Below are 11,875 nucleotides of genomic sequence, written 5' to 3' on the forward strand. Positions count from 1 at the left end.
TCCAATCGTTCCTGTTTCCCAGGCTACGCTCGCGCTCTTTTCATTTCCCATGCGAAAGGATAAAATTTGAAGAATAATCATCGGTTTCTGGCATCTTGAATGGGGTGAGTGTATGCGTTTTACCTTGACATACCTGAAAAAATACGGCGTGGCGATCGCAGTCTCCTTCTTTTTCCTCGCCGTGGAAGCAATAAGCGACCTGCTGCAGCCGACCATTATGGCGATGATGATCGACCGGGGCGTGGCGAATCGCGACATGGATTACGTCTTGCAGATGGGCGGGCTGATGCTTTTGATTACCGCCTTGGGAGCGGTCGCTGCGACGATGCGAAATCTCTTGTCCAGCTACGTGTCCCAGAATTTCGGGGCTTTGCTGCGCTCCGATCTGTTCCGCAAAATCCAGTCCTTGTCCTTCGCCAATGTCGACAAGTTCGATCGGGCATCGCTGGTCACGCGGCTCACCAACGACGTCAACCAGGTGCAAGTCTTCGTCAACGGGATGATGCGGATTTTCGTCAAAGCGCCGTTGCTGTGCATCGGCGGGCTGATCATGGCCGCACAGCTGAATCTGCAATTATCTGTCGTGCTGGCAGTAGTCGTGCCGATTGTCGGTTTGTTTATTGTGTTGAATATGAAGATTGGTTTCCCTTTTTTTGGAAAGGTACAAGCCGCCCTGGACCGCGTGAACGGGACCATGCGGGAATACCTCTCTGGCGTGCGGGTTGTCAAAGCGTTTCACCGCTACGCATTTGAACGTGAAAAATTCAACGCAGCCAACGAAGAGCTGCAAGCGAAGACGATCTCTGCTACCCGCATCATGTCCGTGTTCGGTCCGGCGATCATGCTGGCGGTCAATCTCGGGATTGTGGCGGTGCTGTGGATCGGGGGGCACGGTGTCGAAGAGGGAAGCATCGAGGTGGGGCATATCATCGCCTTTACCAACTACATGACGCAGATCCTGTTCGCCCTGATGATGATCTCCATGGTGTTCAATCTGTTCGTGCGCGCCAAGGCATCCGCGCAGCGAATCGGGGAAGTGTTTGCGGAAGAGAATCAGATGACCTGGGATGATTCGCTACAGGAGACAAGCGCCGAGAAAGGCAGGATTGACTTCGAGGAGGTCAGCTTCTCCTACGAGGGAGCTGGAGGGGAGCTGGTTCTGAAGAAGGTCAGCTTTACATGTCTGCCGGGTGAGACAGTAGGGATTATCGGTTCGACTGGCTCCGGAAAAAGCACTCTGGTCGGGCTGATTCCGCGTTTTTACGATGTGACCTCCGGTACGCTGCGCGTCGATGGGGTAGACGTGCGCCAGGCCGATCCGAAAAAGCTACGGGAGACGATCGCGATCGTACCGCAAAAGACGGTCTTGTTTACCGGAACCGTCCTGGAAAATATCCGCTGGGGGAAAGAGGACGCGACACCGGAAGAGGTGGAGCAGGCAGCAAGGATGGCAGAAGCGCATGATTTCGTGGCGGCTACGGAGAACGGCTATGAGGCTCGTGTCGGTCAAGGCGGCGTCAATTTTTCCGGAGGGCAAAAGCAACGGTTGTCCATCGCCCGCGCCCTGGTGCGAAAGCCGCAGATCCTGATTCTGGACGACAGCACCAGCGCCGTCGATGTGGCGACAGAGGGAAGAATCAAGGAGTCCCTGCGAAAGTACGCAAAAGGTCTGACCTGCATTCTGATTGCGCAACGCATCACCTCCGTGATGGACGCCGACAAGATCGTCGTGCTGGACAAAGGAGAGGTCGTCGGCATCGGGACGCATGAGGCATTGCTGCAAAGCTGCGGAGTGTACCAGGAAATCTACCACTCCCAGTTCGGACGGGAGGTAAGCTAGCATGGCACAGCAACAACAGCCAAGAGAACAGCCAGTCATGGCTCCGCGGCACGGCAACCGCTTCGGGATGGCAGCCAGAGGAGCGCAAAGCAAACCGAAAAACTTCAAGGCGACGATGAAGCGGCTTTGGCAGTCCTTTGGCAAGGAAAAGAAAGTGCTGCCGCTCGTGTTTGTCATCGTCCTGATCGATGCCCTGCTGATGCTTTCGGCGCCTTATCTGATCGGAGAGTCCATCGATGCGATGACACGCGGGGAAGCTTTGACAGGCGTGCTCGGCGTCATCATCCTCGTCCTCCTCATTGCCTATATCGCGGATGGAATCCTAACCTTTTTGCAGGGCTGGATCATCGCGGGAATCTCGCAGCGGGTCGTGAAAAATCTGCGCCAAGCCCTGTTTGATAAGCTCCAAAAGCTGCCGGTCTCCTTTTTTGACTCCCGTACGCACGGGGAGCTGATGAGTCGATTGACCAATGACATCGACAACGTCAGCAACTCGATTTCCCAGTCTACGACGCAATTGATGTCCGGTGCATTGATGATTGTCGGATCGCTGGTCATGATGCTGGTGCTAAGCCCGATTCTCACGCTGACCTGCCTGGTCACAGTTCCACTCGTCTATCTGCTCACGCGGACGATTGCGCGCAGAACCAGTGTCCTGTTCAAGGACCAGCAGAAGCAGCTGGGGAAGCTGAATGGACATATCGAAGAGACGATCTCCGGGATCATGGTCGTCAAGGCGTTCAATCACGAGCAAAAGGCGATTCAGGAATTCGATGAGATCAACGACTCGCTGCGCAAGGTAGGCTTGAGGGCGCAAATCTGGTCGGGCTTTCTCATGCCGATCATGAACGTGATCAACAATCTGGGCTTCGCATTGGTCGCTATCGTCGGAGGAGTGCTGGCGATTGACGAGATGATTACCGTCGGGGTGATCGCCAGCTTTCTGACCTACTCGCGGCAATTCGTCCGGCCGCTCAATGATCTGGCGAATATTTTCAACGTGCTGCAGTCAGGCGTGGCAGGAGCAGAGCGGGTTTTTGAAGTGTTGGATGAAAAAGACGAGCCAGCCGATGTGGATGGGGCAGTCGAGCTGACCAATCCGAAGGGGCATGTGGTCTTTGAAAATGTCAGCTTCGGCTATCGGCCTGATCAGCTCATCTTGAAAAATGTCAGCTTTGAGTCGCAAGCTGGAAGCATCACGGCTTTGGTCGGCCCTACCGGAGCGGGGAAAACAACGATCGTCAACCTGCTGACCCGCTTTTACGATGTGACGAGCGGGACGATTTATCTGGATGGACGCGACATCCGGGAATACACCCGGGACAGCCTGCGCAGCAGCTTTGGTTTTGTCCTTCAGGATACCTATCTGTTTTCCGGGACGATCAAGGACAATATCAAATACGGCAAGCCGGACGCGACGGACGCCGAGGTAGAGGCTGCGGCCGCCATGGCCAATGCGGACACATTCATCAACCGTCTGCCGAAGCGCTATGATACGATGCTTAACGAAAACGGCGGCAATCTCAGCCAGGGACAGCGGCAGCTTCTGGCGATCGCGCGGGTGATCCTGGCGAAGCCATCTCTCCTGATTCTCGACGAGGCGACGAGCAGCATCGATACCCGGACCGAGATTCACATCCAGGAAGCCTTGCTGAAGCTGATGGAGGGCCGCACGAGCTTCGTCATCGCCCACAGGCTGAATACGATTCGCGATGCCGATACGATCATGGTGGTGGAGGGCGGACAGATCGCCGAGCAGGGAAGCCACGAAGAGCTGATGGAAAAGCGCGGTAGCTACCAGAAGCTGTTTTCCAACCAGTTTAAAAACGTGGAAGTGGCCCATTAATCCACAGCCAGCAGAAAACTGTCTTTTGTCCGTAAGGGATGAGGGACAGTTTTTTTGTGGAGCAGGAAGGAAATCTGGTGCTGACCAAATCCTATCTCGAAGAGGGGGCGTACAAGCACGAGGCGTGGCCGGAGACGGCCATTATGCAGCAGTTTCGTGTTAGCACCTACCTCAATGCCTGCATCCAGTCGGGCTTTGTCATCGAGCGGGTGGTGGAGGAGGTATCCCTCTCGGACGAGGAAAAAGAGAAGCATGCAAAGGGCTGGTACAACGCCGAAAAAGCTGCCGCTGTCCCCACGACGCTCATCATCAAATGTCGGAAGGCGCTGGCGTAGAAGTAGGCACCCCGAAGTAGCGCAGCACAAATGCCCGAAACCGCTGGGCCGCAGGCGACATGTATCTGCCTTCCACCAATGCCATGCCGATCACCCTGTAACAAGCGGGTTCGCGGATCTGGAGCTGGACGATTTTGCTCGTGTCGATCCCGCGAAGCTCGGGCAAGAGGGAGACGCCTAACCCTGCGCCGACAAGCCCTGCAGCCGTCGCAGCTTCCTCGCCTTCAAACATCACATGAGGGGTCATGCCGATCTGCTGGAATAACGAGTCGGTCGTTCTGCGCAGCGCATACCCCTTTTTCAAGAAAATCATAGGTTCACCCGCCAAGTCCTCCAGGACAATGCTTTTTTGTCCAGCAAGTCGATGCCCCGGAGGCACATAAGCAAAAATCTCTTCACTCCACAGCGGAGTCCACTGAATCGGAAGCTTGGTTTCGGTAGGCTCCGCAATGATGCATAAATCCAGCACGCCTGCATCGAGATGTTCCAGCAGGGAGTAGCTGTGGTTTTGGATCAGCTGAAAACGGGCGGCGGGGGAGTCCAGCCGGAACGTGCCGATCAAGTCAGGGATCAGGCTCGTACCCAACGTATGCAAAAAACCGAGGGCGATCTCTCCGTTTTCAGGATGAACCAAGTCCTGCAGCTCCTGCTTCCCGCTCTCGAATTCGGCAAGAATACGCTGTACGCGCTGCAAAAAAAGCTGGCCGTAGCGATTCAGGGAGATGCTGCGCCCCTGACGGGAAAAAAGCGGGACGCCCAGTTCTTCTTCCAATCGGGCAATGGAACGGCTCAATGCAGGCTGCGACAGGGATAAAAGCTCTGCGGCTTGCGTCACATGCTGTACGCGTGCGAGCGTCTGAAAATACTCGAGTTGCTGCCACTCCATAGAAAAACCTCCTGTTTTATCATTACTGTCATGCATCATTTTGATACTAATAATAAATTATACATTATAAATGATGGGTGATACGATACAAACAAGAGAGTGTGGAGCTGGGGAGGTAGCATCCAAGTGGAACACATCAAGAAAGGGACAAAGGCCTTTCGAAAAACGAATATCGCTTTTTTCGCCGCTGGCTTTAATACATTTGCCATTCTGTACAGCACACAGCCCCTGATGCCGGAGTTTACCAAAGATTTCGGCGTCTCTCCGACGATGGCGAGCCTTTCGCTGTCGGTGACGACGATCTCGCTTGCGGTCAGCATGCTGTTTTTTGGCGTTTTGTCTGAAGTGTGGGGACGTAAGCCTGTCATGATGGCATCCTTGCTGGCTGCGTCTGCCATGTCTGTCCTGACTGCTTGCAGTCCGAGCTTTGAGACGCTCTTGTGGCTGCGCATGATTCAGGGCATCGCTTTGGGGGGCTTGCCCTCGATTGCGATGGCCTATCTGGGAGAAGAGATGGACGGCGAGAGCTTGGGAGTCGCGATGGGACTCTATATCAGCGGCAACTCGTTGGGGGCCGTCTTCGGACGGATTCTCACCGGGATGATGACGGACTTTTTTAGCTGGCATGTGGCGTTGGGGACGATCAGCTTCATCAGCTTTTTGGCTTGCCTGATCTTTTGGCTGAGCTTGCCGCCATCCCGCCATTTTCACCCGCGTTCTCCGGAGCCGCGAAAACTGCTGCTCTCGTTCGGGCATCATCTGAGAGACCGTGGGATGCTTTGCCTGTACGGGATTGGCTTTCTTATTCTGGGGAGCAATGTCGCGCTGTTCAACTACCTGGGCTATGTGCTGACGGCGCCGCCCTATCATCTCAGCCAGACGCTGGTCGGCTGGATTTTCATCATCTATCTCGTGGGGACGGTCAGCTCGGTATGGATGGCGAAGCTGGCAGACGCCTATGGACGGCAAAAAATCTTGATCGTCGCCCTGGGACTGACCTTGATCGGCGTACTCATCACGCTGGAATCGAATCTGTGGGTAAAAATGCTTGGCTTGCCGATCCTTGTCTTCGGCTTTTTTGGCAGCCATTCCATCGCCAGCGCGTGGGTGGGCAGACGTGCGCTGGAGGACAAGGCGCAGGCCTCCTCGCTCTACCTGTTTTTCTACTATGCTGGTTCGAGTGTAGCGGGTACGGCCGGAGGCGTCTTCTGGTCTGACTATGGTTGGGCTGGCGTAGTCGGTTTGATCACAGGCTTTTTGCTTCTCGCCCTGCTGTTGGCGGCAAGCCTGGCGAAAGCAGCCAAACCCGCCGTCGTCGCGATGCATCACGAACGTTAGAATAACATCGGTCAAAAGAAACAACGGCAGCTTTGGACAGACAATAAGGTCCGAAGCTGCCGTTGTTTTATCGGATCCAATCATCCAGTCAACTTCTTAGCACTTCCGAATGATTTTTTTATCTTTGATCTCGTATACGAAATCCGCGACGTTCTCCAGCAAGCGGACGTCGTGTGTTATGAAAATAATGGTACCTGCGTAGTCTTTCATCAAATTTTCCAGTGCTTCCACTGCAGGAAGATCGAGAAAATTGCTTGGTTCATCCATAAGCAAGATGTTGTATCGCCCGAGCAGCATTTTGGCAAGCTGTAATTTTATCATTTCCCCGCCACTTAAAACAGACAACTCTTTTCGTACGTCATGCTGAGAAAATCCCAGAGATGCCAGTACAGTGCGAATTTCCGACATCTGATAATCACAGTTTTCCTGCATGAACTCCATGATGCCCTGATGACGGTCAACTTTGTATCCGTTTTGCGCGAAGTATCCGATTGCTGCTTTTGGTGATAGAGAGATGCCGTCTTCACAATTCATGATCATTTTGAAAAGGGTTGTTTTTCCCGTTCCGTTTGAACCCGTCACCGCTATCTTGGCACCCAGCGGAAATTGGAAAGACGCCTTTTCGAAAATGACCTTGTTGCCTACCTGTTTGCAGAGCTCGTTCCCTACGATTGGAAAGGGGTTGTGTAGCTCTAATGATTCGCTCTGACGGAAATGGACGGAACGAATCACCTCTGGAGGTTTCACATCACCAAGCAATTCGATTCGATGCTCCATATTTTTTGCGGCATTATGGAGCTTCTTCTGCTTGCTGCCCACCGTTTTTTGATGGCTCAGTCGGCCGCCGCTTTCAGAGCTGTTTTTTCTTGAAGCTCCTTTCGCCTTTTGGTCTACTTTGCGGGCCTGGTTCTTTTTTTCGGTGATTGCTTTCTCCAGCCGGGCTCGTTCAGAGATAAACTGCCTATATTGTGCAGACTGGTTTTTTCTTTCCTCTTCTTTTTGTGACAAGTAGTCAGAGTATCCGCCCCAATATTCGTTAATCTTTCCGTCTTTTAACTCCCAAATTTTATCGACGACCTGATCAAGAAAATACCGGTCATGACTAATCACGAGCAAAGCGCCCGTGAAAAATGCGAGCTGCTTGATCAAAAAGTCGATACCCTCCCGATCGAGATGACTCGTCGGTTCATCCGCAAAGATACAGTGCATTCCTTCTGATAGAGCCTGTGCAATTTTTAGCCGTGTTTCTTCGCCGCCGCTCATTTGCTCCAGGTCTAGTCTGTCTACGCCAAGCTTGCCCAGCAATGCGGGATCCACTTCCTCATGAACGACAACATCATCCAATTGCGGAATATAGGCAAAATTACCGTCCCTCACAATTTTCCCCTGTGGCAAGGCAATCTCCCCCAGCAATATTTTCAGCAACGTGCTCTTTCCTGCTCCGTTCGCACCGACCAGACCGATGCGATCATAATCATGAACTTCCAAATGATCAATCGCTAATACTTCCCGACCCATAAATTCTACGTGAATATCTTTTGCTTTTATCAATGCACTCATATTTGTAACCTCCTTCAGTAATCGCAGTTTTCTGTTCGCAGGATTGCCTGCGATTTTTGAAGGAAGGATTATATAAAGAAGTTCCAACGCATATGTCGCATAGTATTCGTTCCTTTCTCCTTTTACTGTCCAAAATCTCTGATTGAGGGTTGTTTTTGGCAATAAAAAATGCAGATCCAAGCCCACAAAAGCAGGCTTTGATCTGCATGAAATTACGAGTGCGGACACAGCGAAAAAAGCATAGCAAATATAAGCTATCTAAAATCGGCATCTATGTCTCCAAACGTATAAATAAGCAGCTCAAAAAAGCCCACAGTTGTGGAAAAATCGCTTTTTTATTGCCCGCTTATCGAATACGCATGGAGTGTAGCATAGATAACGATCCTCCTACAGTTTAATGTATTGAATGCTAGCATTGACTTCGCCAGCTGTCAACCCAGTCTGAGAAGCACTTTATACCCTAAAACGTAGAGTCCTAGATACTCTTTTCAGAGAACAGGAGCCTTCATTTCTCTTTAGCAGCATTGATACGAAAACAACGCATTCTCAAAGCGCTTCGCTTTCAAATCTTCCAAAGAGAGGACGAAGTAGATCGTACCGACATCCCCCCACATAATCCCGAGGTTATCCTCATCGGTATCTACCTGCAGCAAAAGGGTGTAAGGGCCGCCATTTTCCTTGCCCTGGAGGTAGTCTACTTCCTCAAAGACATCGCCCTGGATGTTGTTCGGGTGGCCCAGCACCTGGTGGTTCCATGTATGCGAGCCGTTGATCTCGGCAAAGGCGGGCAAAAACTCGTCGTAATACGTGTCCCACAAGGCGTCAGGAACCTTGATCCCGTCCCCGTGAAGCGACAGTCCCTTTTTCATCTGCAGATGGTTGGCGTAAAGTACCCCGTATTCCTGGTCGGTACCGGGATAAGGAACGGACTGTACGGCGGAGAGATCGCCATCGTAATACAAGACGCGCCAACCGTCCCTATTTTCGAGCTCCCCAAATACCGACTGCTCCTTGGCTTCGTAGAAAAAGTAGAGAAGGCCGCGCGCAGGCAGTTCGTTGGCTATGCCTAAGTTTTGGATTTCCTCCAGGTTGAGCTGACCGATGAAGACAAGCGGTTCACCATTGTACAACGGGTAGCTCCAGCCAGGAGGAAAATCGGGATATCCGCCTAATCGGCTCTTGGCTAACTCAGGAAATTCGGTTCGCTGCGGCAGCAGATAGATGCAGGGATGAAGATGAGCGAGGATGGTTTCTTTCATCTCTTCCAAACCATATTTCTCAATGAGGGAAATTACCTTTTCTTTCATCGACATTCTCCTTTTCGCATTGCCAAATAATAGGTAAGATAGACGCAATCCAATCTGCTCACGATGATGCCAGAAAGAGAGAAGGGTTCGTTTTGAAAATTGAATTCCTTACCCTGTCAGAGGGAACCAGACTTCAATATTCTATTCGGGGAGAAGGGCAGCCAATCCTCGTGCTGCATGGCGGTCATTCCAATTGCACAGAAGAGTTTGGCTATCAGGCGCTGTTGGATGCAGGCTACTCCCTGATCACGCCGTCACGTCCAGGGTATGGCGAGACTTCCCGCGAGCTCGGAGAAAGCCTCAGGACAGCCTGTCAGGCGTATGAAGAATTGCTTCGCCATTTGCAAATCAAAAAGCTCCATGTCATCGCGGTCTCTGCCGGCGGACCAAGCGGCATATTCTTTGCCTCCCAATACCCGCAGCGAATATGTACACTGACACTGCAATCAGCGGTGACAGGCCCATGGCTGACTTCAAAAGACAAGGAGTACAAGGCGGCAAAAATTCTGTTTCGACCCGGAGTGGAGGCCTATGTCTGGAAGCTGTTTGCATCCGTGACCGACCGCTTCCCACGTTACATGTTCAAACAGATGGCCTCGTCCTTTACGAAGCTGCCCTGGAGAGAAGTCGAATCTTATCTCCTGCCCGAAGATTTGGAGGCATTTCGTGCAATGAATCGTCGTCAGCGGTCGGGGCATGGCTTCATGATTGACCTTGTACACCCCGGACAGATTGAGATTCAGCATCTGCAGAACGTGACGTGTCCCGTACTGATCATGCATAGTCTGCAGGATGGAACGGTTCCGCTCGAACACGCCCATCGCGCATCTAAGCACATGCCGAACGCACAGCTATGTCTCCTCGATACCTGGGGGCATTTGATATGGCTGGGCAAAGGTTCCGAGCAGGTAAATCGGGAACTGCTTTCTTTTCTGAGTCAATGGGACAAAAATACGAATGAATCTGAAACTTCAGTCCCCCTTTCCCGTATAGACTAGAGTACAGAAACATCAGAAGGGGAGGCGGAATATGAGCGACGATAATGTAGTCAACATGAATTCCTTCAAACAGGGAGGAAAATGGATTGTTACGATTTTAGTGATTGCTGTCATCGCATTGTTGGGAACACAATCCTTTGCAATAATTTCAGCAGGCCATAGCGGTATTGTGCTGCAATTGGGGGCTGTTCAGCCGAAAGTGCTGCAAGAAGGTCTTCATTTCAAGATTCCGTTTATTCAAACAGTAATTCCGATCGAGGTCCGTGTGCAAAAGTCAGAGACGAGTCAGACATCTGCATCACGCGATCTGCAAACCGTATCGACAACGATAGCGGTCAACCACCACCTGGATGCCAACAGCGTCAACAAATTGTATCAGCAGGTCGGCCTGGATTATAATACCCGCATTGTAGACCCGGCCATAGCCGAGGCGCTCAAAGCGGTGACGGCTCAGTATACAGCCGAGGAACTGATCTCCAAACGCTCGGAAGTGAGCGCTAAAGTGAAGGAACTGCTGACCACGAAGCTCTCGACCTATTACATTGTGCTGGATGAAATCAACATCCGTGAATTTACCTTCAGCGAAGAGTTTAACCGTGCGATTGAATCCAAGCAGATCGCCGAGCAGCAAGCGCTCAAATCCAAGCTGGATCTCGAGCGCATCAAGATCGAGAAAGAGCAGGAGATTACCAAAGCTCAAGCGCAGGCGGAAGCACTCCGCTTGCAAAAGCAGGAAGTAACGCCGGAGCTGATCCAGCTCAGACAGATCGAAGCGCAGCTGGAAGCGATCCGCAAATGGGACGGCAAAATGCCGAATGTCACTGGCGGCGCCATGCCATTTATCGATGTGAACAAGCAATAACAAAACGGTCATGACCGTTTTGTTTGACCGCAAGCGGTCACATCCACTTTTGTGAAAAACGTCGAGACGTTTTTCACAGAAAAGACGGGTGCTCGACAGAAGATCAGCTTCTGATGAGCACCCGTTTTTCGTTCTTGCAGGATACACCCTGTCACTTCGCACCAGCGTTTGTCAGCAGCTCGATCATTTCCTGATACCCGCGCTTCTTCGCGTGCTGCAAGGGAGTCACGCCATCGTGATCAGCCAGGTTAACGTCAGCACCGTGATCGATCAACAGCTTCACAATCTCCTGGTGATTTTTTCCGCCGTCGCCCAAAATCACGGCTTCCAGCAGGGCGGTCCAGCCCAGATTGTTGACGTGATTTACATCGACGTCGGAGTTGGCGAGCAGCTCGCGAACGACCTCCACATGTCCGCGATCGGCTGCAGGAATCAGGGCCGTGCCGCCAAAACGGTTGGTAATCGTCGTATCTGCGCCAGCTGCGATCGCTGCTTTTACGAAATCAATCTTTCCTTCTGCGCCAGCGTATAGCAAAGGATTGTCCAGACGCTGATCCCGGATGTTGATGTTCGCTCCTTTTTCAACCAGTAATTGGAAAATTTCAAGTTGGTCGGTGTGAACCGCGATCATGGCAGAAGTTCTGCCTCTATCATCTGTGGCATCTATATCTGCTCCATCTGCCAGAAGCTTCTTGATCTGATCTTGATCTCCATTTTGAACAGCCTGTAACAACGCCTGATTCAACTCTCCCATCTCCTTGTTTACCGCTTCGATTGTTTGCTGCTCTTCGCTTTTGAGCAGGTCGTTCGCGCCCCCTTCACATCCAGACAACGTGAAGGCAAGAAAAAGAAGACCGACGCGCAGCATCGCTTACCAGCACCTTTCCCCGAATAGTAGCCCTC

General features: G+C 52.0%; 10 protein-coding genes. 6 read left to right on the forward strand and 4 right to left on the reverse strand.

The annotated features are described in order from the left end of the window. The first annotated feature begins 112 nt into the window (after positions 1–112). From EDM58_RS24115 to EDM58_RS24125, 3 genes are read left to right on the forward strand one after another with little or no spacing between them, the layout of a single operon-like run. Positions 113–1,840 carry an ABC transporter ATP-binding protein gene (locus EDM58_RS24115; protein ID WP_122915588.1) on the forward strand — a complete coding sequence of 576 codons (1,728 nt, stop codon included), beginning with the start codon at positions 113–115 and terminating at the stop codon, positions 1,838–1,840. Positions 1,841–1,877: 37 nt separating this feature from the next. Continuing rightward, on the forward strand, positions 1,878–3,686 hold the full coding sequence (locus EDM58_RS24120) for an ABC transporter ATP-binding protein (protein ID WP_246001034.1): 1,809 nt from the start codon (positions 1,878–1,880) through the stop codon (positions 3,684–3,686). Between the two features lie 38 nt (positions 3,687–3,724). Further along, a complete protein-coding gene (locus tag EDM58_RS24125; RefSeq protein ID WP_148039355.1) occupies positions 3,725–4,021 on the forward strand; it encodes a hypothetical protein in 297 nt (98 codons plus the stop codon). On the opposite strand, the gene EDM58_RS24130 is transcribed toward EDM58_RS24125, so the two are convergent. After that, positions 3,996–4,907 (reverse strand): LysR family transcriptional regulator, encoded by a 912-nt coding sequence (locus tag EDM58_RS24130; protein ID WP_122915591.1) that lies wholly within the window; start codon positions 4,905–4,907, stop codon positions 3,996–3,998. The two genes, EDM58_RS24125 and EDM58_RS24130, sit on opposite strands and share 26 nt — an antisense overlap. Positions 4,908–5,033: 126 nt before the next feature. On the opposite strand from EDM58_RS24130, the gene EDM58_RS24135 reads away from it, so the two are divergent. Continuing rightward, positions 5,034–6,245 (forward strand): MFS transporter, encoded by a 1,212-nt coding sequence (locus tag EDM58_RS24135; RefSeq protein ID WP_122915592.1) that lies wholly within the window; start codon positions 5,034–5,036, stop codon positions 6,243–6,245. A 96-nt stretch (positions 6,246–6,341) separates the two neighbouring features. Here the strand turns inward: EDM58_RS24135 and EDM58_RS24140 are convergent, their stop codons facing one another. Together EDM58_RS24140 and EDM58_RS24145 are read right to left on the reverse strand one after the other, a co-directional pair. Continuing rightward, positions 6,342–7,805, reverse strand: a complete 1,464-nt coding sequence (locus EDM58_RS24140) for an Msr family ABC-F type ribosomal protection protein (protein WP_122915593.1) — start codon at positions 7,803–7,805, stop codon at positions 6,342–6,344. A gap of 515 nt (positions 7,806–8,320) precedes the next feature. Continuing rightward, positions 8,321–9,112, reverse strand: coding sequence for a YwqG family protein (locus tag EDM58_RS24145; protein WP_183187615.1), 792 nt, complete (start codon positions 9,110–9,112; stop codon positions 8,321–8,323). Between the two features lie 92 nt (positions 9,113–9,204). Between EDM58_RS24145 and EDM58_RS24150 the strand changes: the two genes are divergently transcribed. After that, positions 9,205–10,110 (forward strand): alpha/beta fold hydrolase, encoded by a 906-nt coding sequence (locus tag EDM58_RS24150; protein WP_122915595.1) that lies wholly within the window; start codon positions 9,205–9,207, stop codon positions 10,108–10,110. A 31-nt stretch (positions 10,111–10,141) separates the two neighbouring features. After that, a complete protein-coding gene (locus tag EDM58_RS24155) occupies positions 10,142–10,972 on the forward strand; it encodes a prohibitin family protein (RefSeq protein WP_122915596.1) in 831 nt (276 codons plus the stop codon). 151 nt (positions 10,973–11,123) lie between these two features. Here the strand turns inward: EDM58_RS24155 and EDM58_RS24160 are convergent, their stop codons facing one another. After that, a complete protein-coding gene (locus tag EDM58_RS24160) occupies positions 11,124–11,840 on the reverse strand; it encodes an ankyrin repeat domain-containing protein (protein ID WP_122915597.1) in 717 nt (238 codons plus the stop codon). Between the last annotated feature and the right edge of the window lie 35 nt (positions 11,841–11,875).

It is taken from the genome of Brevibacillus panacihumi (genome assembly GCF_003710985.1).
GTDB classification, from domain to species: Bacteria; Bacillota; Bacilli; order Brevibacillales; family Brevibacillaceae; genus Brevibacillus; species Brevibacillus panacihumi.

What these genes read in the sequence shown, in the direction of transcription:
- EDM58_RS24120 (WP_246001034.1), top strand. Translation starts at nt 1,878, where the DNA reads ATGGCTCCGCGGCACGGCAACCGCTTCGGGATGGCAGCCAGAGGAGCG.
- EDM58_RS24155 (WP_122915596.1), top strand. Translation starts at nt 10,142, where the DNA reads ATGAGCGACGATAATGTAGTCAACATGAATTCCTTCAAACAGGGAGGA.
- EDM58_RS24130 (WP_122915591.1), bottom strand. Translation starts at nt 4,907, where the DNA reads ATGGAGTGGCAGCAACTCGAGTATTTTCAGACGCTCGCACGCGTACAG.
- EDM58_RS24160 (WP_122915597.1), bottom strand. Translation starts at nt 11,840, where the DNA reads ATGCTGCGCGTCGGTCTTCTTTTTCTTGCCTTCACGTTGTCTGGATGT.
- EDM58_RS24125 (WP_148039355.1), top strand. Translation starts at nt 3,725, where the DNA reads ATGAGGGACAGTTTTTTTGTGGAGCAGGAAGGAAATCTGGTGCTGACC.
- EDM58_RS24115 (WP_122915588.1), top strand. Translation starts at nt 113, where the DNA reads ATGCGTTTTACCTTGACATACCTGAAAAAATACGGCGTGGCGATCGCA.
- EDM58_RS24145 (WP_183187615.1), bottom strand. Translation starts at nt 9,112, where the DNA reads ATGAAAGAAAAGGTAATTTCCCTCATTGAGAAATATGGTTTGGAAGAG.
- EDM58_RS24140 (WP_122915593.1), bottom strand. Translation starts at nt 7,805, where the DNA reads ATGAGTGCATTGATAAAAGCAAAAGATATTCACGTAGAATTTATGGGT.